Origin of the sequence: Pseudomonas syringae group sp. 26L6, from assembly GCF_032587815.1 — a bacterium.
Lineage (GTDB): Bacteria > Pseudomonadota > Gammaproteobacteria > Pseudomonadales > Pseudomonadaceae > Aquipseudomonas > Aquipseudomonas amygdali.
Genome location: NZ_JAWHPJ010000005.1, coordinates 1 through 25,532, shown reverse-complemented (window position 1 = coordinate 25,532; position 25,532 = coordinate 1). Strand labels below are relative to the sequence as shown.

Sequence of the window (25,532 nt, the reverse complement as noted above, 5' to 3'; positions counted from 1 at the left end):
TCGATAGTTGAGATTATCGTTCCGCACGCTCCAGCGTGGGAATGCAGGTCTCGACGCTCTGGCGCAGCGTCCGGAAAGGCATGCGACGCGGAGCGCCGTACGATAGTTGAGATTATCGTTCCGCACGCTCCAGCGTGGGAATGCAGGTCTCGACGCTCTGGCGCAGCGTCCGGAAAGGCATGCGACGCGGAGCGCCGCACGATAGTTGAGATTATCGTTCCGCACGCTCCAGCGTGGGAATGCAGGTCTCGACGCTCTGGCGGAGCGTCCGGAAAGGCATGCGACGCGGAGCGCCGCACGATAGTTGAGATTATCGTTCCGCACGCTCCAGCGCGGGAATGCAGGTCTCGACGCTCTGGCGCAGCGTCCGGAAAGGCATGCGACGCGGAGCGCCGTACGATAGTTGAGATTATCGTTCCGCACGCTCCAGCGTGGGAATGCAGGTCTCGACGCTCTGCGTCGCAATGAGGACGCGGAGCGTCCGGAAAGGCATGCGACGCGGAGTGCCGCACGATAGTTGAGATTATCGTTCCGCACGCTCCAGCGTGGGAATGCAGGTCTCGACGCTCTGCGTCGCAAAAAGGACGCGGAGCGTCCGGTATTTCGTACCTCATACTTTGTTGTAATTGAGCCGTGCTGCCGGCAAACCATGACCGCGATGGATAGCCTGGCATTCAGGCCATTCGTCACGACCCGCCACAATCTGCGACAATCCGCACCTGCCATTTGAAAAAAGACCCTGCGCGCCTGATGACCGACGAATCGCCCTCTATCGACCAACTTCTGAAAAACCTCGACCAAGCGATGATCAGCGAGCGTCATCGCCTGCGCCGTCAGTTGCATGACCTGCGCAAAAAGCCTGACGAGGCGAAGCTGGCGCAGTGGGTAGCGCGGGTTCAAGCCTCCTGTGCGCAGGTGACGGCGCGGCGTGAGAGCGTGCCGACGATCCGTTATGACGACAACCTGCCCATCGCCGCCAAACGCGATGAGATCAAGGAGGCCTTGCTCAAGCATCAGGTGCTGATCATTGCCGGTGAAACCGGCTCCGGCAAGACCACCCAATTGCCGAAAATCTGCCTGGAAATCGGTCGCGGCCAGCACGGTCTGATCGGCCATACCCAGCCGCGCCGGATCGCCGCACGCAGCGTGGCCAGCCGGGTAGCCGATGAGCTGGGCACACCGCTGGGCGCGCTGGTCGGTTATCAGGTGCGCTTTGAAGATCAGAGCGACAGCAACACGCTGATCAAACTGATGACCGACGGTATTCTGCTGGCCGAAACCCAGCATGACCGCTTCCTTGAGCGCTACGACACGATCATCGTCGACGAAGCTCATGAACGCAGTCTGAACATCGACTTCCTGCTCGGCTACCTGAAAACCCTGCTGCCACGTCGCCCGGACCTGAAGGTCATCATCACCTCCGCGACCATCGACCTGCAGCGCTTTTCCGAGCACTTCAACGATGCTCCGGTGATCGAAGTGTCCGGGCGTACCTTCCCTGTCGACCTCTGGTACCGCCCGCTGACCAGCGAGCAGGACGAGGAAGGCAACAGCGTCGAGGAAGACCTGACAGTCGATCAGGCCATTCTGGCCACGCTGGATGAGCTGGCGGCCTTTGAGCGTAGCGAGCGCAAGAGCCCGGGCGACGTGCTGGTGTTTCTGCCCGGCGAACGCGAGATTCGCGATGCCGCCGAGGTACTGCGCAAGGCGCAGCTCAGGCACACCGAAATTCTGCCGCTGTACGCACGCCTTTCGCCTGCCGAACAGCAGCGTATCTTTCAGTCCCATCCGGGTCGTCGTGTGGTGCTGGCCACCAACGTGGCCGAAACCTCGCTGACCGTGCCGGGCATCCGCTACGTGATCGATACCGGTACTGCGCGCATCAGCCGCTATAGCTATCGCGCCAAGGTCCAGCGCCTGCCGATCGAGGCGGTATCGCAGGCCAGCGCCAACCAGCGCAAAGGCCGTTGCGGGCGTGTCGAGCCCGGTTTGTGCGTGCGTCTGTACAGCGAAGAGGATTTCAACGGTCGACCTGAATTCACCGACCCCGAGATACTGCGCACCAACCTGGCAGCGGTCATCCTGCAGATGCTGCACCTGCGTCTGGGCGAGATCACCGATTTCCCGTTCATCGAGCCGCCGGATGGCAAAGCGATCAGCGACGGTTTCAACCTGTTGCAGGAGCTGTCGGCAGTCAATCGGGAAAATCAGCTGACCCCGCTGGGCCGTCAACTGGCGCGCCTGCCAGTGGACCCGCGCATGGGTCGCATGCTTCTGGAAGCTGCGAAGCAGGGCAGCCTGCAGGAAGTCTTGATCGTGGCCAGTGCCATGTCCGTGCAGGATGTGCGTGAGCGTCCACCCGAGCGTCAGCAGGCGGCTGATCAGGCCCATGCGCAATGGAAAGACGCCGACTCGGACTTCGCCGGGCTGGTCAATCTGTGGCGCGGTTTTGAAGAGCAGCGCCAGACCCTGACGGCCAGTCCGCTGCGTAACTGGTGCCGGCGTAATTTCCTGAATTACCTGCGCCTGCGCGAGTGGCGTGATTCCCATCGACAGCTGAGCCTGATCTGCCGCGATCTGCAACTGACGGTCAACAAGGAACCGGCCGATTACCCGAAATTCCACAAGGCCATTCTTTCTGGTCTGCTGAGTCAGATCGGGCAAAAGGCCGACGAGGGTGACTACCTTGGCGCACGGCAGCGGCGCTTCTGGATTCACCCGTCTTCCGGGCTCGGCAAGAAGCGCCCGCAGTGGTTGATGACCGCTGAGCTGGTGGAAACCACCAAGCTGTACGCGCGCATGGTGGCCAAGATCGATTCGGACTGGATCGAGCCGCTGGCTGGCCACCTGATCAAGAAAAATCATTTCGAGCCGCACTGGGAGAAGAAGCGCGGGCAGGTCGTAGCGTTCGAGCAGATTACGCTGTTCGGCCTGATCGTGGTTGGTCGCCGTCCGGTGCATTACGGGCCGATTGACCCGGTGGTGTCGCGCGAGCTGTTCATTCGCGAAGGTCTGGTGCGCGGTGACATCCTGTCGCGGGCAAAATGCCTGAGTGCCAATACCCGCCTGCTGGAGCAGCTCGATGAGCTGGAGGCCAAGGCTCGACGTCGCGATATTCTGGCTGACGAAGACACCTTGTTCAGCTTCTATGAAGCGCGAATCCCGGCCGAGATTCATCAGACGGCGACGTTCGACAGCTGGTACAAGACTGAAAGCCAGAAGAACCCGCAACTGCTGATCATGCGCGAAGAGGATGTGCTGGCCCGCGAGGCCAGTGAAGTTACCGCCGCGCAGTATCCGGATACCTTGCACCTGGGCGACCTCAGTCTGTCGCTGAGTTACCACTTCGAGCCCAACCACCCACGTGACGGCGTGACCTTGCGCGTCCCTGCGCCCCTGTTGCTGTCGCTGCCTGCCGAGCGCCTGGAGTGGCTGGTGCCGGGCTTGCTCGAGACCAAGAGCATTGCGCTGGTGCGCAACCTGCCCAAGGCGGTGCGCAAGAACTTCGTGCCGGTCCCGGATTTCATCAAGGCCGCGTTGCAACGTATTACCTTCGGCGAGGGCTCATTGCCCCAGGCGCTGGGGCGTGAGCTTCTGCGCATGACCGGCGTGCGGGTCAGCGACGAGGGCTGGGCTGAAGCCGCGCAGCAGCTTGAAGGCCACCTGAAGATGAACCTGGAAATCGTCGATGGCAGCGGCAAGTTTCTCGGTGAGGGTCGTGATCTGGCCGAGCTGACGGCGCGCTTTGCCGAGGCGAGCCAGGCCGCACTGGCCGTACCTCAAACCGCGAAAAGCCAGCAGCCGGTGCAGGCCAAGGCCTTTGCTGCGGTGGCGCAAAAGACTCAGCAGAACATCGCCGGGTTGTCGATGACGGTTTATCCCGCGTTGGTCGAAGAGGGCGGAGCGGTCAAGGAAGGCCGGTTCTCCACGCAGGCCGAAGCTGAATATCAGCATCGCCGTGCTTTGCAGCGTTTGCTGCTGCAACAGCTGGCTGAACCGGCGAAGTTCCTGCGTAACAAACTGCCGGGGCAGACCGAGCTGGCCTTGTTGCACCGCGAGCTGGGCCGCATCGATGCGTTGATAGAGGACATCCTGCTGGCCAGCCTCGACAGTTGCGTGCTGGAAGGTGAAGCCGAGTTGCCGCGCGACGGTGCCGGCCTGTTGTCGCTGGCTGAGCGCAAGCGCGCCGACTGGACCGAGCATGCCGAGCGGCTCGCGAAGCTGACGCTGGAGATTCTCAAGCTGTGGCACGGACTGCAAAAGCGCTTCAAAGGCAAGATTGACCTGTCTCAGGCGGTTGCCCTCAACGATATCAAGGCGCAACTGAGCAAACTGGTGTACCCCGGTTTCGTGCGTGAAACCCCGGCGGTGTGGCTCAAGGAACTGCCGCGCTACCTGAAGGCTATCGAGATGCGTCTGGAAAAACTGCCAGGTCAGGTGCAGAAAGACCGGGTGTGGAGCATCGAGCTGGCAGGCCTGTGGACGCAATACCAGACACGTGCCGACAAGCACGCCCAGGAAGGCAAGCGCGACCCGGAACTGGCGCTGTATCGCTGGTGGATGGAGGAATACCGCGTGTCGCTGTTCGCTCAGCAGTTAGGCACCAAAATGCCGGTGTCGGACAAACGGTTGAGCAAGCAGTGGAGTCAGGTGGAGGGCTGATCCTGCGTCGGCCTTCAGCACAGTCAATTGTCGCTATCAGGCCTATATTCATTGGCCCGATAGCGCCAAAACCGGGCTCTGTGGCACACTCCGCGCCTGTCTTCACCGTGTCATGAAATGCTGCTCTCTGTTGCGGGCAGCTTTTACAGTCGCACTGGTACGTTGGTCCCAAAAACAGAGGGCCTCCGAACACCGTGCCTGAGCAGGTGTTTACCTGCAACTCAATAAGAGAGGAACGACCGTGCACAACGTCGTCATCAGTGGCACAGGCCTGTTTACCCCGGCCAACAGCATCTCCAACGAAGAGCTGGTGCAGTCTTTCAATGCCTATGTCGCACAGTTCAACAGCGACAACGCAGCGGCTATCGAACGTGGTGAAGTGGAAGCACTCAGTGAATCCAGCGCCGCGTTCATCGAAAAAGCATCGGGCATCAAAAGCCGCTTTGTCATGGATAAACAAGGCATTCTCGACCCGCAGCGCATGAAGCCCAACCTGCCGGAGCGCGGCAATGATGAACGGTCGATTCTCTGCCAGATGGGGGTTGCTGCGGCCGAACAGGCTTTGCAACGTGCAGGCAAAACCGCTGCCGATATCGACGGTGTAATCGTTGCCTGCTCCAACTTGCAGCGCGCCTATCCGGCGATTTCCATCGAGATTCAGGAAGCGCTGGGTGTCGCGGGCTATGGTTTCGACATGAACGTGGCCTGTTCTTCGGCCACCTTCGGTATCCAGGCAGCCTGCAACAGCGTGCAATTGGGGCAGGCCCGCGCCTTGCTGGTGATCAGTCCGGAAATCTGCACCGCGCACCTTAATTTCCGTGACCGTGACAGCCATTTCATTTTTGGCGACGGGGCCACAGCCGTTGTGGTCGAGCGCGCGGATCTCGCCACCTCGCCTTACCAGTTCGATATCGTCAGTACTCGTTTGTTGACCAAATTCTCCAACAACATCCGCAACAATTTCGGTTTCCTCAACCGTACCTCGGACGAGGGCCAGAATGCGCCCGACAAGCTGTTTGTGCAGGAAGGCCGCAAGGTGTTCCGCGAGGTCTGCCCGATGGTGGCCGAGCTGGTCGCGGCGCATTTGCAGGACAACGGTATCAACATCACCGACGTCAAACGCTTCTGGCTGCATCAGGCCAACCTGAGCATGAACCAGTTGATCGTCAAGAAGCTGCTGGGTCGTGATGCCACCGTAGAGGAAGCGCCGGTGATTCTCGACACTTATGGCAACACCAGCTCGGCAGGCTCGGTCATTGCGTTTCATACCTATCAGGATGACTTGCCCGAGGGCGCGCTGGCCGTGCTCAGCTCGTTCGGTGCCGGTTACTCGATTGGCAGCGTGATTCTGCGCAAGCGCTGATTGCGCTTTATTGGCAGCGTCTGGATATCAGACGCTGCCTGTCATATCCCGTTATGTCACCTGCACCCCGGCGGATCTTTATTGTGTTGGCTTTTTACGAAGCCATCACGGGTATCGATCATGTTTACCGCCTACACCACGTCTGGAACGCCAGCCTCGCCTGGTTCCCTGCCTTCCTCACGACAACTCGACTCTGCGCCATTCGACGTTGAGCATCCAAATGCCGGATTCATCAGAGGCAGCCTGCCTGACTGGTATTTGAACGCCCCGGCGACCTTGCGCCAGGCACTGCACGCCAGTCATCAGAAAACCCTGCGTTCCACGCATGCGCTTGGGCCCGTTCGCAATCGTCTTTTATCAGCACAAGCATTCGCAGCGCCTCTGCTGACTCAAGCGTTTTTCGAACGCTTCGAACGTCCCTTGGATGTCGAAGCCTTTCAACTGATGACCTGGCGTTATGACGGTTCCTGGAAGCCGAATCCCCTTGAACAGACGCTGTTGCAGGCCGCCTTGCAGAACTTCGCCTCCAGTAACCGAAGCCGCTTCGATCCGTACTCGGCAATACTTCGTACTGGAGGCCTGCGTTACTGGCTTATCGACAGTGCTCAGCGCAGGTACAAGGTGGAATACAAGGACCGTCTTGATATCGACCTTGAGCAATTCGCTGATTTTTGTCATGAACTGGATCTTGGTGGCCAGTATCAGGCGCATCTGGACAGTGTATTCAAACCTTCCACGCCAGGCGCCGCGAAAGCGGTTGCCACTGTTTTTATCGACGGTGAGCGCGATGCTGTCGAGGTGCTTGCGCACATTGCCATGATGAAGGGCGATATCAGCGAAGCCGCTTACCAGATGCTGTTGAGCGTAGTGAAGCCCGACGTCCATGCGCAATGGGGGGGCAGGGGGTTGCGCTATTGTCAGTTGCATATGCTCGATACCTACGCTTTTTCGGGCTGCCTGTTACACGGGGCTTTGCTGATTCAGCAGGATATTGCTGACCCTGACAGTGGGCCTTGTCTTGTCTATATGCCTTCAGAGCCGTCACACCCGCTCAAACAGTTCGCCTCACTCCGGGCTTTCAACGACAGCCTCGTGGCAGCGCTCGACAGTGACAGTTACAGGCGCTATTTCAGCCGCTTCGTCAGCCTTGGCCGAAGTCCGGAGTTTTTTGCGAAGCTGAAATCGCGGCTCTACCCGGTCCAGGAACACACGCTGGACGTCAATGCCGACCTGGTGTTGCAGGCGCAGCCATTTTCCAAGCCCCCGTTCGAGTTGCTTTACGACCACCTGCTGGCCAAAACCTACGCTGATTCACGGGCCATAGCGGTGCCGTCTGCGCAGGCTGATCAGCTAGCCAGGGATGCGCTGCTCGACAACCTGAAAAACAGTGGCATGGACATACTCAATGCGGCCGGGCTCTTTGTGCCTGTGCTGGGTGAAGTCATGGCCGTGGTTGCTCTCTATCAGATTGTCCGCGAAGCGTTCGTTGCCTACGAAGACTGGACGCACGGGGAAGTGGAAGAGGCCATGCAACATGTTTATAACATCGCCGAAAACCTCGCTCAGACAGTGGTGGTGGGCAGTGTCATTGGCGCGCTCGATCGGCTGGAACCGTCGATGTTTATCGAAAGCCTGGTGCAGAAGAGGGTGGATGGATCGGTTCGTCTTGGAAAGCCGACTGTTGGCGGTTATGCGGATACGGTTACGGTGCCTGACGGTTTGCGTGCCAACCCGCTGGGGCTTTACGAATTCGACAGCAAGACGTGGCTGCCAATGAACGGCAAGCTGTACCGCGTTGAAGCAGATGCAACCGGAAAAAACTGGCGTATCAGGCACCCACAGGATCAGCACGCCTACTCGCCTAAGCTTGAGCACAACGGGGCCGGTGCCTGGCGTCACGAGTGGGAAAACCCCATGGGCTGGGATGAAGTCACAGCGTTCAGGCGGCTTAATGTGACGTGTGATGCGTTCACCGAAGAAGAGATCTCGCGGGTCTTGAGCATTACGGGCAGCAACGAGGCGTTGTTGCGTCAGATACATGTCGAAAGTCATCCGCTTCCAGCTCTGCTGAGAGATGCCATCCAGCGCATGGAAATCGAGCGGGGCCTGCAAGCCTGCATAGACGCCCTAAAGGCAGAAGAGTCCTCGCCAGTGCCTGTCACTCATATCGAGCCATGGATGAAGCTGCTGGTGTCGTCGCCGCACTGGCACAAGAGCCGAGGGTTGTTAGTGTTAGACGCAGACGGAACCATGCTGGACGCCTGGAACGTGGGGGCGCATATGACATTTTCATCCAGTGTCGTGGGCGCGACAGAAGACCTCACGCAGGCGCTCGGCCAATTGCTGGAATGGCTGACACCCGATGAAGTCAGTCATCTGACGGGAACCAGCGGTGCAGATAAAACTTCGCAGGTTCAAGGTTTCAAACGTTATCTGGCCGACTGTGCGCAACTTCACATGGGGCCGTTGCTTGACGAGGTTTATGCACTGCACAACCGCAGCAGTGAGCCGCTGGTCAAGCTGATTCAACGCGATTTCAGCAGTGTGCCGGACAGCATCGCTTTGGAACTCATCGAGATGGCGAGCGATGCAGACACCGCACGGATGACCTCGGAAAAACGTATCCCTCTTGAGCTTGCCGAGCATGCTCGTGAGTATCAACAGCAACTGCGAATAAACAGGGCCATCGAAGGCTTCTACCGACGCTCGTCGGGTAATCCGGACACCTGTGCGACTGGGCTTGGCATGTTGCCGTACACGCCGGGCTGGCGTGGCGACGTTTCAATCGATCTGCTGAAAGACACGCTGGAGGGCGATGAGATCGCGAGCCTTGAAAGTGACCAGACGACTGTCGTGCATCGGGTTCTGATCAGAACCGAAGAGGTATTTCAGCCCTTCAATCAGTTGGGTGAGTCTATAGGTGAGGCTGGTCAGAGCTTTTTCAGTGCTCTGCTGAACGCGCTTCCTGATGACGTGCGAGTCAACATCGAATTGCCAGTGAATGCGGATGAGCAGCACCTGCGCAGTCTTTTGTGTCGTATCGCATCTGACAGACGCGACCGGATAGCGGAAATCCTGCAGTTGCAGCCGATCAAGCCTGGCATCAAATGGCCGCAACGACTGCACGATGGCCGTGTGGGTTACCCCCTGAGCGGACGTTTGCGTGGCCTCTTCCGCAGGCTTGGGATTGGTGCGCCCAGCCACTCGCCAGAGCTTGCGGTAAAAAGCCTGTATCCGGATTTTTCCGAGGAGCAGGTTACGACGTTTCTTCAGGCTCTGCGTGCAGAGCACACAGGTTCTGCCTCGCAATTGACGAACTTTGTTCGACAAAGGCTGCAAGGCCTCGCTCAGGAACTGAGCACTTTGCAAACCGGCCTGGACAATTGGGTACTGCAAGCTGAGCCCTCGTCACTGCTTAGACCGAGGGCAATCGCGACGTTGCGAATTCGCAATTGCTGGAGGCGCCTGAGCGCTCACTGCAGAAACTATCAGGGTGAGTTTTTGGGGTATTCGCTTGATCTGGAGGGTCTACGGATAGGAAACATGCCGGAGGTATTGGCTGACTTCAGTCATGTGGCGGTTTTAAACGCTCGAAACATGCGGCTTACCCATTTACAGGCTGATGTATTACTTAAGCATTTCAGCAACCTGCATTCATTGAGCCTGGATTTCAATGCGCTGCAATCCCTGCCAGAGTCGATAGGGCGGATGACTCGACTCAGAGAGTTGTCACTCAGACACAACCCGCTGGTCTGGACCGACCAGTGCAACGCCGGTTTGCGCAATCTGAGCCGACTGGAAGTTCTGGACCTCAGTTTTTGCTCGCTTGGGCGGAGCACGCGGCTGAGTCCGCTCAACGCACTGCGCATGCTTTTTTTACGTTCTACAGGTATTGAAAGGGTGCCAGAGTGGAACTGGCGCAGTTCTGATCTGATGCTTCTCGACCTTCGTGACAACCATATCTCGGACATAACCACCCAGGCGCTCGCCCTTATTGATCGCTCCCTCAGCGATAATCGTCTGAATATACATTTGAATGGTAATCCGCTGAGTGTGCAGACGCATGAACGGATCAGAGTGCTGCGTGAGCAACGGTATCAGTCCCGTTTGGGTATCAGCCATAACCGCTTGTTGCATCAGGAAACGCCTGCCCTTAAGACCTGGCTTGGCAGTGCGAGTGGTGAGCAACTGGCTGCACGGACAGAGCTTTGGCATAACGTGCAGGACTGTTCCGGTTCTACGGATTTTTTTCAGGTACTGAGCGACCTGACCACTTCAGCAGACTTTTTCAACGATCGTAAAGCGCTCACGACACGGGTCTGGACGATGATGGAAGCGGCTGCTGAAAATGGGGAGCTGCGTCGGCAATTGTTTGATCTTGCCGCCCATCCTCAAACCTGTGGCGATGGTCTGGCGTTAGTATTCGGGGACATGGAAGTTCGCGTTGGGGTGTTCGCGATTACGTCATCCACGCCGGAAGCCGCACGGCCACTGGAGCTGTTCAAGATGACCCGCAGTCTCGACCGTCTCGATGAGGTGGAAAAAATTGCCCGTCGCGATATTGCTCTTCGGATGACAAGCAATAAAACGGTAGATGAAGCCGAAGTACGACTGGCCTATCGAACGGGTTTGCAGGTACGGCTTGGATTGGCCAGCCGGTCCAGATCCATGCTTTTCAGGACTCTGGCGGGGGGGAGTGACGCCGATCTGGATTCCGCCTACCGCGAGATAATTGCGCGTGAAAGTACTCCTGCGTTTTTCGAATCACTGATTGCCAGGGAGTTCTGGATGGATTATCTGGAAATCCGCTACGCCCACGAGTTTGAGCCGGTAAAGCGCCCTTTTGCTGAGCGTCTCGCCGTTCTGGATGAGCTGTCGCCGGACATGCAATCCGATCAACAATACCTTGACCGGGTAAAACAAATCACCAAGGAACGCATGCGTGCGATCAAGGCGTGTGCGGTCAAACTTTCCATACAGCTCTCGGACGCTGTGAACGCAGGGCATCAATAAGGGATACTCTCCATAACGCCTGACAATCCGGGGAATCTGCATGCCCGTTCACGTTATCGACAACCTAAGCACCGTTGCGCCTGCTCAATGGGACGCACTGGTGCCGGGCAATCAGCCGTTCCTGCGGCATGCCTTTCTCAGCGCGCTGGAAGACAGCGGCAGCCTCGGGCCACGCTCCGGTTGGCGTGCCGAACATGTGCTGCACTACGAAAACGATCAACTGGTTGCGGCATTGCCGGCCTACCGGAAGTGGCACTCGTACGGCGAATATGTGTTCGATCACGCCTGGGCAGACGCCTGCCGTCGCGCCGGAATCGCCTATTACCCCAAACTGTTGGTCGCGGTGCCGTTCAGCCCGGTTGGCGGCTCACGCATCCTGTCGGCAACGCCTCAAGGCGGCATGGAGTTGCTCAGCGAGCTGCCGGCCTATCTGCAGAGCGAGGGGCTGTCGAGCGCCCATGTGAATTTCACCGACCCGGCTGCCGATGCCTTGCTTGAATCGCAACCGGGCTGGCTGCAGCGCTTTGGTTGTCAGTTTCATTGGCATAACCGGGGTTACCGCGACTTTCAGGACTTTCTGGACGCATTGAGTTCGCGCAAGCGCAAGCAGATGCGCAAGGAGCGTGAACAGGTGGCGGGGCAGGGCATCGAGTTTGAATGGCTCGAAGGCGCGCAGATGAGCGAAGTGCTGTGGGACTTTGTCTACGCCTGCTATTCCAATACCTACGAAATTCGCGGGCAGGCGCCATACCTGACACGCGAATTTTTCAGTCTGCTGGCCGAGCGTATGCCCGAATCGATCCGCGTGGTCATCGCCTTGCAGGGCTCACGGCCTGTGGCGATGGCTTTCAGCCTGATCGGTGACGATAGTTTCTACGGGCGCTACTGGGGTTGCCTGGCCGAGTTTGACCGACTGCACTTCGAGACCTGTTTCTATCAGGGCATGGACTACGCCATCGCCCATGGTCTGCAACGATTCGATGCCGGCGCTCAAGGTGAGCATAAATTGATTCGTGGCTTCGAACCGCAGATCACCCGGTCATGGCATTACCTGATGCACCCAGGGTTGAAAGACGCGGTCAGTGAGTTTCTCGAGCAGGAACGCGTCGGCGTACTGGCGTATGCCGATGAGGCGAGGAGTGCGTTGCCGTATCGGCAGACGGACTAGCGGGGGATATGCCTTCCCGCGTGGAGCATCGGCACGAGACTTGAATCTCGTTCCTCACGCTCCACGTGGGAGTGCAGTTCTGGACGCTCTGCGTCCGCTCTTGATTGTGCGGAGCGGCGCAGACTTGTGACGCGGAGCGTCACGAAATGCATGCCAACGCGGAGCATTGGCACGATAGTCATGGGTATACATGGCAGCGGATAGATCACTGGCCTCTGAAGATCCTGTGGGAGCGAGCTTGCTCGCGAAGAGGCCAGCAATCTCCCCATCCTCAATCCACCCCCACAAACCCACCCGTCTGATGCTGCCACAACCGCGCATACAGCCCGCCGCGGGCCAGCAGTTCGGCGTGGGTGCCGGTTTCGGCGATCTGGCCTTTTTCCAGTACCACCAAGCGATCCATACGGGCGATGGTCGACAGGCGGTGGGCAATGGCGATGACGGTCTTGCCTTGCATCAAGGTTTCCAGGCTTTCCTGAATCGCTGCTTCAACTTCCGAATCAAGTGCCGAGGTGGCTTCATCCATGATCAGGATCGGTGCGTCCTTGAGCAGCACACGGGTGATCGCGATTCGCTGGCGCTGACCGCCGGACAGCTTGACGCCGCGCTCTCCCACATGGGCATCAAAACCGGTGCGGCCTTCGGAATCCGACAACTGCGGGATGAACTCTTCGGCACGGGCCTTGCGGATCGATTCCCAGAGCTGTTCGTCAGTGGCGTCAGGATTGCCATACAGCAGGTTTTCGCGAATGGAACGGTGCAGCAGCGACGTGTCCTGGGTGATCATGCCGATCTGCGCACGCAGGCTTTCCTGGGTAATCTCGGAAATATCCTGACCGTCGATCAGGATCCTGCCGCCTTGAACGTCATACATGCGCAGCAGCAGGTTCACCAGCGTCGACTTGCCGGCGCCTGAAGGCCCGATCAAACCGATTTTCTCGCCCGGTTTGATGTCCAGGTTGAGGTTGTGAATGATCCCGTTGCCATTGCCGTAATGGAAATCAACGCCATCGAACCGGACGCCGCCGTTTTCGATCTTCAGCGGCAGCGCGCCGGGCTGGTCATTCACCGTGACAGGCTGCGAGATGCTCTCCAGGCCGTCCTGCACGGTGCCGATGTTCTCGAAAATGCCATTGACCACCCACATGATCCAGCCGGACATGTTGACGATACGAATCACCAGGCCTGTGGCCAGCGCGATGGCCCCCACCGAGATCATCGACTGGGTCCACAACCACAGGGCAAGCCCGGTAGTGGTGACAATCAGCACGCCGTTCATGGTGGTGATGGTGGTGTCCATCGATGTGACGACACGGCCAGCCAGCTGGCTTTTCTCGGTCTGGTCACGCATCGCTTCACGCGCATATTGCTGCTCATGATTGGTGTGCGCGAACAGTTTCAGGGTGGTGATGTTGGTGTAGCCGTCGACTATCCGGCCCATGAGCCTGGAGCGCGCATCGGACGACTCCACCGAGCGTTGCTTGACCCTGGGGACGAAGTACATCAGCGAGAGTATGAACGCCACGATCCAGGTGCCCAGCGGGATCATCAGGCGCCAGTCAGCCTCGGCGAACAGCACCATGGCGCTGATCGCGTAGATCAGTACATGCCACAGCGCATCCACCGATTGCACCGCCGAGTCGCGCAGCGAGTTGCCGGTCTGCATGATGCGCTGGGCGATACGCCCGGCGAAATCGTTCTGGAAGAAGTTGACGCTCTGTTTGAGCACGTAGCTGTGGTTTTGCCAACGAATCAGGTTGGTCATGCCGGGGCTGATGGTCTGATGCACCAGCAGGTCGTGCAGGCCGACGAAGATCGGGCGCAGCAGCAGGGCCACCACCACCATCCAGATCAGTTCCGGGCCATGAACGCTGAAAAAATCCTTGGGCGGCGTGGTTTGCGCCAGGTCGATAATGCGGCTCAGGTAGTTGAACAGCGACACCTCGATCAGCGCCCCGATCAGTCCCACGACCAGAAGCGCGAGAAACGTCGGCCATACCTGACGCAGGTAATACATGTAAAACGCGAAGACGGTGTTGGGAGGGGCAGGGGTAGGGGCGTCTTTGAAGATATCGATCAGTTTTTCAAAACGACGATAAAGCATTGGCTATCACACCCACGCGACGTGGGTTCTCCTTGATAAGTGGAGGCTCTCCCGTCCAGCCCGCACAAAGCCCGGAGGCTTTATGCGGTGCAGGTTTCCTGCTTAGTCGACGCGTTTGGCGGACTTGATCAGGATCGGGTCGATTGGCACGTTTTGCATGCCTTTCGTTGTAGTGGTGCGGGCGTTGACGATGTTGTCGACCACGTCCATACCCTTGACGACTTTACCGAAAACCGCGTAACCGAAGTCACGTGTGCCGTTGTCGAGCATGGCATTGTCGTTGGTGTTGATGAAGAATTGACTGGTAGCCGAGTTAACGTCCGAAGTGCGGGCCATGGCAATGGTGCCACGCACGTTGTGCAAACCGTTCTGTGCTTCGTTCTTGATCGGGTCCTTGGTCGGCTTCTGAACCAGTTGCTGGGTGAAACCGCCACCTTGCACCATGAAGCCCGGAATCACACGGTGAAAAATGGTGTTGCTGTAGAAGCCGCTGTCGACGTAACCCAGAAAGTTCTGGGTGCTGACCGGTGCCTTGGTGTCTGCGAGTTCGATTTCAATCTGGCCGAAGCTGGTATCGAGTACCACGTGCGTGGCTTTATCCGGGGCAGCCATCAGGTTGGCGGCGAACAATACGGAGCAGGCGGTGAGGGCGATTTTTTTCAGCATGTGGCAACAGGTCCTTCGGTAAGAGATATCGACTGTGGCCGGCAAGGTAACCACGTTTGGCGTTCTTTGCCCAGCGTGTTAGAGGGTTTGCGCGGCTTCATGCCATAAGCCAGCGCACCTATGGGCTGCACAAGGTTTTCAGACTCCGATGCTGGCCATGAATTCCAGCAGCGTGCGATTGAATTGCTCGGGCTGGTCCAGCGGAGTGGCATGCCGGGAGTCGTTGATGACCACCAGCCGCGCATTGGGCAGGCGTTTGACGTAAGCCTCCTTGAGCGAGACCGGTGTGTAATCGTGTTCGGCTGCGATGATCAGCGTCGGGCAGGTAATGCGCCCCAGTTTGTTTTCCACGCCCCAGCCGACAATGGCATCGAAACTGGCCAGATAGGCGCGCTTGTCATTCTTGCCCCAACGCTCGGCCATCTTGCGCCGCAGGTCGGCCTGCTCCGGCTTTGGAAACAACAGCTTGCCCAGCGCCTCGCCCAGGGCCTGCATGCTGACGATGCGTGACAGGGTCCAGCGCCTGGCCAATTGCCAAAGGTCGCCTGCGCTTTTGACCTTGACCTGTGGCGCGCTGTTGACGATGCACAGGCTCTTGAGCAGGTGCGGTTGATCGACTGCCAGCTGGAAGCCGATCATCCCGCCCATCGACAGGCCGATCAGGTGTACCGGACCCAGACGAAGGTGTTCGATCAGCGCTTTCACGTCATTGCTCATGGCCTGAATACTGTAGCGCCCGTAGGGTTTGTCCGAGCGACCATGGCCACGCATGTCCATGACGATGACGCGGTATTGACTGGCCAGTGCCGGGATCTGATATTCCCAGTCCTGACAGCTGGAACCCAGGCCATGTAACAACAGGACGGGGTCGCCCAGACCATACTCTTCATAGTGCAGCGAACAGTCGTCGTGTTCGAAAAAAGCCATGTGCCTACTCCTGTCAGGCGTGTTGGGGAGCAGTGAGTGCCGTGGTCAGTGGTGCGGTGTCGAACGTGCGGATCAGATCGATGAGAATCTGCGTGGCCGGGCCCAGCGACCTGTCCTTGCTGGAGTAAAGATAGAAGGTCGGGTTGCGGCTGCCGCCCTTGTCCAGGCGCAGCGGCTTGAGCAGCCCCTCGCGCAGTTCACGCTCGATCATGTGGCGAGGCAGCCAGGCGAAACCCAGGCCATTGCTGACGAAGGTGGCGGCTGTACCGAGGCTGCCGACCGTCCAGCGCTGCTCCGCGCCCAGCCAACCGAAATCCCGCGGTTGCTGTCTGCCTGAGTCGCGAATCACTACCTGTAACTGACTTTCCAGGTCCTGAAAGGTCAGTTCGCGATTGGCCTGGTGCAGGGCGTGGTCCGGATGAGCGACGGCGACGAACTCGACGGAGCTCATCTCGGTGCCCAGATGCCCGGCAATGCTGTAGCCGCTGATGGCCAGGTCCGCGACGCCTTCCAGCAACACCTCCTCGACACCCGAAAGCACTTCTTCACGCAACCGCACCCGGCAGCCGCGGCTTTGCGGCATGAACGCGGTCAACGCCCTGACCAGGCGTGCCGAAGGATAGGCCGCATCAATCACCAGCCGCACTTCCGCTTCCCAGCCCTGTTCCATATGGTGGGCGAGGTCTTCTAGTTGGCTGGCCTGTTTGACCAGTTGCCGTGAACGGCGCAGCAGTACGCCACCGGCGTCGGTCAGCACAGCCTTGCGTCCGTCAATGCGTAACAGCGGCACGCCGAGTTGTTCCTGCATGCGCGCCACGGTGTAACTCACCGATGACTGCGACCTGTGCAGCGCCTCGGCGGCCTGAGCAAAGCCACCGTGGTCGACTACGGCTTGTAATGTGCGCCACTGGTCGAGAGTCACGCGGGGCGCTTTCATGCTGTAATTCCTCTTAATGTGCTGGCTATTTGTTCTACTCTGACAATCCCGCTTCGGAGATCGCCGAATGAATCGACTGTGCTGTGTACTGCTGGTCATGTTGCCTGTGACGGCTTTTGCGTACCCCATCGAGGTCGAAAAGCAGTATCAGGGCGTGAAGATCGATTACGTGACGCACGACGTTTATCACAACATCGGGTCAATCACCGTCAGCAACTACGGGGATGTAGACGCCAAATGTTCGGTGGTGTTCGTCAACGGGCCAGAGGCGCCGCGAACCCGGCGTATGCAGGTTGGCGCAGGTCAGAGTGTCGACGCTTCATCCACGTTCAATCGCAGCATCATCAAGTTGCGAATCAGGCTCACCTGCCAGCCAGCCTGAGAGTAGAGCGCTCTTATGGATAAAACAAATTTATGGATGGGTTAGGCAAGGGGCTTGAAGTTTTTAATCGATAAATCGATTTTATAACGGGGTCCGCGTTGCGTTATGCGCAATTCTGGCCGGAGACTGTGGGAGCGAACTTGTTCGCGAAAGGGCCGGTATGATCGCCGAAAATGCATCAGGCGAAGCGTCGCCGCTTCGTTCCCACGCCCTTGGGGCAGAAGCCTGAAAGCTCCTTGTTCCGGGCTTTCAGGACTTGTGCAATACGCTGAGCACAATCAGACGATGATATCGGCCGCTTGCAGACTCTGCACGCCAGTCAGCTGGATTTCAAAGTCCGCGCCGATGTTGTCATCGAGATTGCCGTACAGCACCCCATCGGCAAAGCGAAGCTCGCCGGTGTTGTTGGCGCTGAACGCCGCGTTGCCGATGAACACGAACGCATCGTGGGTATCGGTCAGCGGTCGGGCATCGAAGCCTGTGAAGTCCAGCTTGTCGCCTTCGGCTGCCTTGAAGCCGTTGATGATGTCGCGCAGGCCGCCCAGGCCTGTCTCGTTGCTGTTGTTGAACACGTAACGGTCTGCACCAGTGCCGCCAATCAGCGTATCAGCGCCTGACCCGCCGATCAGTACGTCGTCACCCGCGCCGCCGGACAAGGTGTCATTGCCACTGCCGCCGTTCAGGACGTTGGCGTTTTTGTTGCCGGTCAACGTGTCGGCAAACTGGCTGCCAGTCAGGTTCTCTGTACCCTTGAGCGTGTCCAACCCGGAGCCGCCGGTGGCCTGTTGAGCGCTGGTGTTCAGCGCAACCGTAACGCCTGCCGTGGCAAACAGATAAGACACCGTGTCATTGCCGTCACGACCGTCCATGACGTTGTCGCCAGCGCCTGCGTAGATCAGGTTATCAAGGGTGTTGCCGGTTGCGTTCGCCGCCCCTGTGCCGGTGATGACGATGTTTTCCAGGTTGGCCCCCAGCGTGTAGCTGGCCAGCGAACTGAGCACCGTGTCGATGCCGCCTACCTGCTGATCTGCGTTGGTCTCGACCACTCGGTCGGCTGCATCGTCAACGTAATAACTGTCCGATCCGTCGCCGCCGGTCAGCAGGTCGGCACCCGCTGCGCCGTCGAGAACATTGTTGCTGGCATTGCCGGTGATAACGTTTTTCAGCGCATTGCCGGTGCCGTTGATGGCAGATACGCCGGTAAGCAGCAGGTTTTCCACGTTCGCCCCCAACTGCCAACTGACGGAAGACACCACGGTATCAACCTGCGAAGGCGAATCATTGCTCTCGGTGACGGTATCGAGTGCGTTATCGACTACATAGATGTCGTTGCCGTCCCCGCCGGTCATGTCATCTGCGCCCTGATCGCCATCCAGCACGTCATTGCCGGCGCTGCCCACCAAAGTGTCGTCGTCACTGGTGCCGAAGATGTTGCCTCCTTCATTCTGGCCACTCTCGAAAATGGCGGCCGGGTCGTTGTTGTCGCTGGCATCGCCACGAAAACCCAGGTCATCGGCAATGAAGTCGGCCAGGCGCTGACCGACGATTTCGGCGGACTCTTCGTGCAGGTGCCAGACGTCATCGGGGTAGACCAGCGGGTTGACCTCGTAACGCAACGGCAGGTCGGTGTAGTCAACTGCCAGCTTGACGTCGGCACGCTCATTGGCGATGGCTTCCTGAGCGTTTCTGACGTATCCGGCACCCTCGACAATAGCGTTGATCTTTTCTTCGGTGTAGCCACGTGCCTTGGCCGCCTCGGTCTGATAGTGGCCGGTTTCGGCCATGTACACGGTGAAGTCGCCTATCTGCGCGTGCAGGTAATCGAACACCTTCAGGGTCGAGGCTTTGTAGAGGTCGGCTGCAGCCTGCTTGTCCGTGGCGCGGGCTATTTCCTGCGCGGCTTCTTCACCCTGACCCCAGATAATCCCGGTGGTCACTTTATCGATAGCCGTCAGCGACGCCAGTTGCGACTTGAGAAGTTCGGTCGCACGCAGCAGCGCAGGGCCTGGCTGATCGGTATCCACCAGCCACCACGAAACACGCTGTTCTTCCTGCGTGCCGGTCGAATAGCCGACCACGGTGCTGCCGCCTACGGCAAGGTCGATGCCATCACCGTTGGCGTCGGTGAACTGGCTGCGCACGTCGTAATCGGTGTAACGGGCCAGGTCCTTGACCATTTCCGAGGTGCCGGACTGATTGTCGTCTTCGGTCATACGCAGCAGGCGTGCGTTGGACTGGCCAAGCGTCGGCAGATAGAGAATCTCCTGAGCCTCGCGCTGGCCGAACACGAAGTCCGCATCGGTCAGGGTGTCGATCAGGTTGCCGCTCAGGGCGATTTCGAAGCGATTGCCGTCGGCATCCGCCGTGGCGGATTTGACATAGGTCTTGTCGCCGGCTTCGTTGAGGGTCATGTACAAGGTGTGATCTTCACCGTTGCCCAGCCCCAGGAAACCCAGAGCAGAGACGTCTATTTTGTCCTGGCCGGGGGTGAAGTCATAGATTGTGTCGGTGGCCGTCAGCCCGCCAGCATCGTAATCGCGGTAGCTGTCGGTGAGTGTGCTGTAGGCGAACGTGTCGGCACCGTCTCCACCGTACAATGCGTCGCGGCCAGCGCCACCGTTGATGATGTCGGCACCGGTATCGCCACGCAGCGTATCGTCGCCACCCAGCCCGAGAATGGTGTCGTCACCTTCGGTGCCATACAGCGCTTCCGCATTTTCGGTGCCGGTGAGGGTCCCCGGCGTCACGTTGCCCACATTGATGGCAAAACTGTCGGCCACCGAAGCGCCGGTGGCGTCGCTCGCGGTCAGCAATACCGAGTAAAGTCCGGATGCCGTGCCGCCCGGTGTGCCGCTGAAGGTCAGGGTCTTGCTGTCGAACTTCAACCAGTCGGGCAGGGCGCTGTTATCGGCCAGGGTCGCGCTGTAGGTCAGCGTGTTGCTGTCCGGATCACTGAAACTGCCCGGTTGTACTGCGTAGGAAAACGCCTTCAACTCGGTAACGTTCTGATCCATCAGCGGTGTATTGAGCACTGGTGCCTGATTGGCGGCGGCTGCGGTGGAGAAGATGAAGTTGGACGCGCTCAGTTTGTCGGCCAGATTGCCTTGCAAGGCAATCTCGAAGCGATTGCCTGTGCTGTCGACCGCATCGGTCTTGATGTAGGTCTTGCTGCCGTCGGCATTGACGGACAGGTAAATGGTGTTGGCGCTGCCATCGCCCAGGCCGCGCAGGCCTATGCTGGACAGGTCGATGCGGTCTTCGGCCGGGTTGAAGTCGGTGATCGTGTCGCTCTGCTTGGTGCCGCTGGCGGTGTAATTGCGATAGCTGTCCAGACGCGAGTTGTAGATGAACAGGTCCGCGCCCGCTCCACCGGTCAGGGTGTCGGCATCGGCTCCACCGGTGATAGTGTCTGCGCCCGCGCCGCCATCGATACGGTCCGTACCGGCGTTACCGTTGATCACGTCATTGCCGTCAGTGCCGGTCAGCGTATCGCCGCCCGCAGTGCCTTCGATGACCCGCTGGAAGATGAAATGGCTGGCATTGAGCGTGTCTTTCAGGTTGCCGCTCAGGCCCAGTTCGAACCGGTTGCCGCTGGCATCGGCGTCGAGTGATTTGACGTAAGTGCGATCAAGTGTGGCGTTATAGCTGATATTCAGCGTGCCGCCCTTGCCGCTGCCCAGCCCGCTGAAGCCCAGGTTTGACAGGTCGATGCGGTCCTGGCTGACGTCGAAGTCAGTGACCAGATCGGTGGAACTGGTGGTCGCTGTACGGTAGCTGTCGGTCAACTGATCGAAGCGAAAAGTATCGGCACCCGCGCCACCGGTGAGCTTGTCGGCTCCCGCACCGCCGACCAGAATATCGTCGCCCGCAGCGCCGTTGAGCGTGTCCTTGCCAGCCAGCCCGAAAATCATTTCATTGGCTGCGCCACCGGTGATCGCATCGTTGGCGTCGGTACCCTGTACGGTGACCAGCGGAAAAGAATCACCGGCAAAGCTGCCGTCACCATAAACCAGCGTCAGGCCTTTACTGGTGTGGCTGATAGTGTTGCCCACGATGCTGTTGCGATCGGTGCCATCTTCGTTGCGCTCGGCAACGCCGTAGGTGGAGTTGTCGCTGCCGGTGATCACGTTGCCGCGGATCAGGTTGTCGCTGCCGTTGAAATACTTGCCGGAAACGCCCGAAGTGTCGTCATAAGACTGAATGATAATCTCCGGCACCGGGGCGCCGAGGGAGTTGTTGCTCAGGGTGTTATCAAAGACATCCACCCCGGAACTGCCGTAGATGCGCACACCGGCACTGCCGTTGTCGTGAATGTCCAGGCCACTGACAGAGACCTGACTGGACAGCTTGATCAGCACGCCTTCAGCACCGTTGCCATAGACCGCGCCGCCGGTGATGGTGATATTGGCAGGCGAGGGGATGTTTTCACTGCCGCGCTGCACCACGATGCCGGTGCTGCCATTGCCGTAGGCAACGTTGTTGCTCAGGGTGAAATCGTGAGTGCTGGTCACCACGTTGAAGCCGTGACGGTCGTTGTTATAAGCAATGTTATTTTCAAACACGCTGTCGCTCAGGTAATCGGCCACGAAACCGTCCAGGCCGTTGCCATGGGATACGCTGTTTTTGATCACCATGTTGACGGTCTGCTCGTGCGGGTCGAAGCCATAGCCCGAGCAGTCCTTGATCTCGACGCTGTCGAGCGTAACGTTCGAATCCTTGCCGTCAGAACCTGGAATGTAGCCGTTGAACCAGCCGTCCACCTTGCCGGTGGTGGCGTCCCGGTTACCGTCCAGTGTCAGATTTTTCATGCCGAAGTCGTGGGTTTCTTCGCCGTAGGCGGAACGCACGATGCCGGTGACCTTGGTGTCCGAGCCATCCGCCAGCTTGATGACTGTCTCGCCCATGCCCGCGCCCGATAGGGTCACGTTGCTTTTGAGCATCAGGCAGCCGTCGGAAGGCTCCTCGCCACCGGACACAATGTAGGTCCCGGCTGCCAGCACAACTTCTCCACCGCCCGCCGCTGCAGCTGCATCAATAGTGGCCTGAATGGCTGCTGTATCGTCCGTAACGCCGTCGCCCACTGCACCAAAGTCTTTTGTGTTGAATATCATGGTGTTACTCCGGGCGACGAGGATTTTAGGTGATGAAGTCAATATTGCAGCGCCCCGGAGTAAGACCCTCCATTAAGGAAAAGTTGCGTGATATAGGCTATATTTTCGGCGAAACCGACGACATGTGCGTCAAACATACGACTGTCATATTTGTGACGGGTAACGCGGGGCGCGGCGACAGGTTGGCGTCAAAAAGCGGCGGCCGTCGAGTGGACAGTGAGTGACGCAACCGCTATGGTCGCGCCCTTCAAAAATGGGGGCAGGCATGGGTTATCTACTTATCGTCACACTGATTCAGGCGTTTTCGTTCAGCCTGATCGGTGTCTATCTGGCCGGGCACGTCGACAGCTATTTCGCGGTGCTGATCCGCGTGGTGCTCGCTGGTCTGGTATTCATCCCGCTTACTCGCTGGCGTCAGGTCGAACCGCGATTCATGCGTGGCATGCTGCTGATCGGCGCGCTGCAATTTGGCGTCACGTATGTCTGTCTGTACCTGAGTTTCAGGGTGCTGACCGTGCCCGAAGTATTGCTGTTTACCATCCTCACGCCACTGCACGTGACGCTGATCGAAGACGCGCTGAACCGGCGATTCAATCCTTGGGCCTTGCTGGCGGCGATGGTCGCTGTGCTGGGTGCGGGCGTGATTCGTTACGACGGTCTGGACGGCGACTTCCTCGGCGGTTTCCTGCTACTGCAACTGGCCAACTTCACCTACGCCGCCGGGCAGGTGCTGTACAAACATCTGGTGGCACGCCACCCCAGCGATCTGCCGCATTACCGACGTTTCGGCTATTTCTACCTGGGCGCACTGGCGGTGGTATTGCCCGCGTTCCTGATGTTCGGCAACCCGCAACACCTGCCCGAAGCGCCGACCCAATGGATCGTACTGTTGTTTCTCGGCCTGTGTTCGACGGCGCTGGGCATGTATTGGTGGAATAAAGGCGCGTGCATGGTCAATGGCGGCACACTGGCAGTCATGAACAACCTGCATGTGCCGCTGGGACTGCTGATCAATCTGCTGATCTGGAACCAGCATGAAGACTTCACCCGCCTGCTGATTGGTGGCGGGGTGATCGTGGCGTCGGTGTGGATCAGTCGCCTGGGCGTGCGGCGTGTGCCGGAGAGCGTTTCCGGCACGCGTTGAGTCAGACGTGCTGGCCGCCGTTGACGTGAATCTCCGCACCGTTCACGTACGACGCGCCAGCCGTGCACAGGAAGTAGATCAGCGAAGCGACTTCCTCGGGCTTGCCCAGCCGGTGCATCGGCACCAGCCGCTCGACAATTTCCGCCGTGCCGGGTGACAGAATCGACGTATCGATCTCGCCCGGCGCAATGGCGTTGACCCGTATCCCGTGCGGGCCGAAATCGAAAGCCATTTCCCGGGTCAGTGCCGACAACGCGGCCTTGGACGTGGCATAGGCGACCCCGGCAAACGGGTGAACCTTCGAGCCGGCAATCGAGGTGACATTGATAATGCTGCCCTTGGCCGCTTTCAACTCGTCAAACAGCCCGCGAGCCAGCAGCGCTGTGGAGAACAGGTTGACGTTGAACACCTTGATCCAGGTGCTGTAATCAGACTCCAAAACGCCCATGCGTCCGCCTTCCGCAGTCTTCGGCGAAACTCCCGCATTGTTCACCAGTGCATCCAGACGCCCGCCGAGCTTGTCCTTGATCGCCGCCATGCTCTCGCTGACGCTGTCGATATTTTCCAGGTCCAGATGGATATGATTGAGCAGACCTTCAGCCCACGGACAGTCATCCACCCAGTTCTGCCTGGATGCCGTGAACACTTCCCAGCCTGCGGCATTGAAATGCTTGACCGTGGCATGACCGATCCCCCGGCTTGCGCCAGTCAGCAACAGCTTTTTCTTGTCGCCCATGAGTGCGTTCCGGTTTTTGAGGGTGGATGCATCATGTTTTTTGGCGGACGGGGTGTCAACGCTGTTTGTCCGGTGTCAGGCCGCAGAACGTATGCGGTTAATCCGCCTCAAGACCCTGCGCCATATTGCCCGCTTCGGCTGGGGTGCTGCCTCGGTCACCACATTCGGCATGTCCCGTAAGCGAACCCAGGTTTCACTGCGCCAGTGCAGCACGCTCAGCGAGGTGCCCGGCCACTGCAATTGACTCATTCTGGGGTTATCCAGCGTCACGTTCTGCTGATCATGCAGCACGGTCAGCACCTCATGCGTCAGCCACTGACGCAACGCGCGGTTTTCCGGCACGTAATGATGAACCAGCAACGCCAGCACGCCGGATTCGCTGATCATCAGTTGCCGCCGGCATTCGCCATTGGCCTGCAACCAGACCTCGCGACGCTGATCGGCATCAAGCTTGAGCGTGGCACGCTCGTCCAGCGCCTTGCCCATCAGACGGGCGAGGTCTGCGAGGCAAAACCATGCCTGGGCGTCGGTAAAAATGGCGCGCAGCATGCGGCTGTGACGGAGGAATAGGGTGGCTTCGAAGTGGGGTGTTCGTGGCGTACAGGGGGTTACGTTGAACATGGGTGCAGCTCCTGGATATGAGACTGCCACAAGACGTCGCTAAACGAATGGGTGGCAGCTGTACGAAGGTTAGCGAACCGGTATCCAGGAAACCGGCAGACCCGAAGGTCTCCGACGTACAGCCGCCATAGCACGTGCCTCAAGTCTGGCTCGAAGCAGTGGGTGGGGCGCTGACACGCCTGGATAGAACGGATCGCTAAATCCGGCCGCTGATTTTGCAGCGAGCGGCGGGCAGGTTAGCGTGGTGAGGGTAGGGTGGCAAGGGTGTGGGGTTGAAGCGTAGGAAACGGCATTTTTTTGAGTAGGCACGATGCGATTGTTGTATCTTTTTCGAACTGTGTCGCAGAAATCCAGTGGGTCAGTCGCGTAAAGTATGTCGCAGTAGATGAAGTTGGCCTGACGCTGACCGACCGTAGACCGATAGAGTTCAAGGACAGACAACGTACATGGACTATCAAACGCCGCAATACATCATCAGCGCATCGGGCTGCCTCATTGTTTCTTCTGCTCCGGCCTGGCGGGAGTAGGCGCGATGTTTGAAGCAGCACGCTTCGGTGACGAAATATCACACTCCAGCGCCCTGGGAGGCTTCCTGATCGGAGCTGTGCTCGGTATTGCGCTCATCGCGACGGTGGCGATCGCGACCTTCACGTGCGGGTTCGGCGTGGCTCTTCTGGCAGGACTTGCAGCAGGCGTCG

Annotated in this window: 13 protein-coding genes; 6 read left to right on the top strand and 7 right to left on the bottom strand. The window is 58.8% G+C overall.

Going from position 1 to position 25,532, the window contains the following annotated elements; translation table 11 throughout:
- The first annotated feature begins 750 nt into the window (after positions 1–750).
- The 4 genes from hrpA (at position 751) to RYA97_RS02565 (ending at position 12,206) form a co-directional block, all read left to right on the top strand.
- Positions 751–4,662 (top strand): ATP-dependent RNA helicase HrpA, encoded by a 3,912-nt coding sequence (gene hrpA / locus RYA97_RS02580; RefSeq protein WP_054077974.1) that lies wholly within the window; start codon positions 751–753, stop codon positions 4,660–4,662.
- 241 nt (positions 4,663–4,903) lie between these two features.
- Complete coding sequence (locus RYA97_RS02575; protein WP_004657547.1) at positions 4,904–6,025, top strand: beta-ketoacyl-ACP synthase III; 1,122 nt, start codon at positions 4,904–4,906, stop codon at positions 6,023–6,025.
- A 120-nt stretch (positions 6,026–6,145) separates the two neighbouring features.
- Positions 6,146–11,038 (top strand): NEL-type E3 ubiquitin ligase domain-containing protein, encoded by a 4,893-nt coding sequence (locus tag RYA97_RS02570; RefSeq protein WP_117140192.1) that lies wholly within the window; start codon positions 6,146–6,148, stop codon positions 11,036–11,038.
- A 40-nt stretch (positions 11,039–11,078) separates the two neighbouring features.
- Positions 11,079–12,206 (top strand): GNAT family N-acetyltransferase, encoded by a 1,128-nt coding sequence (locus tag RYA97_RS02565; protein ID WP_005743250.1) that lies wholly within the window; start codon positions 11,079–11,081, stop codon positions 12,204–12,206.
- 271 nt (positions 12,207–12,477) lie between these two features.
- Here RYA97_RS02565 and RYA97_RS02560 read toward each other — a convergent pair whose 3' ends face one another.
- The 4 genes from RYA97_RS02560 to RYA97_RS02545 all read right to left on the bottom strand — a co-directional run bounded on the left by RYA97_RS02560 (position 12,478) and on the right by RYA97_RS02545 (position 16,840).
- Complete coding sequence (locus tag RYA97_RS02560) at positions 12,478–14,310, bottom strand: ABC transporter ATP-binding protein (RefSeq protein WP_005732280.1); 1,833 nt, start codon at positions 14,308–14,310, stop codon at positions 12,478–12,480.
- Positions 14,311–14,412: 102 nt separating this feature from the next.
- On the bottom strand, positions 14,413–14,976 hold the full coding sequence (locus RYA97_RS02555) for a peptidylprolyl isomerase A (RefSeq protein ID WP_016982514.1): 564 nt from the start codon (positions 14,974–14,976) through the stop codon (positions 14,413–14,415).
- A 138-nt stretch (positions 14,977–15,114) separates the two neighbouring features.
- Positions 15,115–15,903, bottom strand: a complete 789-nt coding sequence (locus RYA97_RS02550; RefSeq protein ID WP_117140193.1) for an alpha/beta fold hydrolase — start codon at positions 15,901–15,903, stop codon at positions 15,115–15,117.
- A gap of 13 nt (positions 15,904–15,916) precedes the next feature.
- Positions 15,917–16,840: a LysR family transcriptional regulator gene (locus RYA97_RS02545; RefSeq protein WP_002554785.1), complete on the bottom strand. Its 924-nt coding sequence runs from the start codon at positions 16,838–16,840 to the stop codon at positions 15,917–15,919.
- Between the two features lie 67 nt (positions 16,841–16,907).
- Between RYA97_RS02545 and RYA97_RS02540 the strand changes: the two genes are divergently transcribed.
- A complete protein-coding gene (locus tag RYA97_RS02540) occupies positions 16,908–17,222 on the top strand; it encodes a hypothetical protein (protein WP_002554784.1) in 315 nt (104 codons plus the stop codon).
- Between the two features lie 278 nt (positions 17,223–17,500).
- Here RYA97_RS02540 and RYA97_RS02535 read toward each other — a convergent pair whose 3' ends face one another.
- Positions 17,501–22,333 carry a M10 family metallopeptidase C-terminal domain-containing protein gene (locus RYA97_RS02535; protein ID WP_117140194.1) on the bottom strand — a complete coding sequence of 1,611 codons (4,833 nt, stop codon included), beginning with the start codon at positions 22,331–22,333 and terminating at the stop codon, positions 17,501–17,503.
- A 265-nt stretch (positions 22,334–22,598) separates the two neighbouring features.
- Here RYA97_RS02535 and RYA97_RS02530 point away from each other — a divergent pair, with 265 nt between their 5' ends.
- The gene (locus RYA97_RS02530) at positions 22,599–23,477 is read left to right on the top strand and encodes a carboxylate/amino acid/amine transporter (RefSeq protein WP_005779368.1); all 879 of its coding nucleotides are present in this window, start codon (positions 22,599–22,601) and stop codon (positions 23,475–23,477) included.
- 1 nt (position 23,478) lies between these two features.
- Here RYA97_RS02530 and RYA97_RS02525 read toward each other — a convergent pair whose 3' ends face one another.
- Together RYA97_RS02525 and RYA97_RS02520 are read right to left on the bottom strand one after the other, a co-directional pair.
- A complete protein-coding gene (locus RYA97_RS02525) occupies positions 23,479–24,213 on the bottom strand; it encodes an SDR family NAD(P)-dependent oxidoreductase (protein ID WP_010217371.1) in 735 nt (244 codons plus the stop codon).
- 75 nt (positions 24,214–24,288) lie between these two features.
- Positions 24,289–24,834, bottom strand: a complete 546-nt coding sequence (locus RYA97_RS02520) for a Bro-N domain-containing protein (RefSeq protein WP_117140196.1) — start codon at positions 24,832–24,834, stop codon at positions 24,289–24,291.
- Positions 24,835–25,532: the final 698 nt, after the last annotated feature.

Bases quoted from the DNA above. Each gene is read 5' to 3' on its own strand.
- RYA97_RS02565 (WP_005743250.1), top strand. From the start codon at position 11,079: ATGCCCGTTCACGTTATCGACAACCTAAGCACCGTTGCGCCTGCTCAA.
- RYA97_RS02570 (WP_117140192.1), top strand. From the start codon at position 6,146: ATGTTTACCGCCTACACCACGTCTGGAACGCCAGCCTCGCCTGGTTCC.
- RYA97_RS02550 (WP_117140193.1), bottom strand. From the start codon at position 15,903: ATGGCTTTTTTCGAACACGACGACTGTTCGCTGCACTATGAAGAGTAT.
- RYA97_RS02545 (WP_002554785.1), bottom strand. From the start codon at position 16,840: ATGAAAGCGCCCCGCGTGACTCTCGACCAGTGGCGCACATTACAAGCC.
- RYA97_RS02560 (WP_005732280.1), bottom strand. From the start codon at position 14,310: ATGCTTTATCGTCGTTTTGAAAAACTGATCGATATCTTCAAAGACGCC.
- hrpA (WP_054077974.1), top strand. From the start codon at position 751: ATGACCGACGAATCGCCCTCTATCGACCAACTTCTGAAAAACCTCGAC.
- RYA97_RS02525 (WP_010217371.1), bottom strand. From the start codon at position 24,213: ATGGGCGACAAGAAAAAGCTGTTGCTGACTGGCGCAAGCCGGGGGATC.
- RYA97_RS02555 (WP_016982514.1), bottom strand. From the start codon at position 14,976: ATGCTGAAAAAAATCGCCCTCACCGCCTGCTCCGTATTGTTCGCCGCC.
- RYA97_RS02530 (WP_005779368.1), top strand. From the start codon at position 22,599: ATGGGTTATCTACTTATCGTCACACTGATTCAGGCGTTTTCGTTCAGC.
- RYA97_RS02520 (WP_117140196.1), bottom strand. From the start codon at position 24,834: ATGTTCAACGTAACCCCCTGTACGCCACGAACACCCCACTTCGAAGCC.
- RYA97_RS02535 (WP_117140194.1), bottom strand. From the start codon at position 22,333: ATGATATTCAACACAAAAGACTTTGGTGCAGTGGGCGACGGCGTTACG.
- RYA97_RS02540 (WP_002554784.1), top strand. From the start codon at position 16,908: ATGAATCGACTGTGCTGTGTACTGCTGGTCATGTTGCCTGTGACGGCT.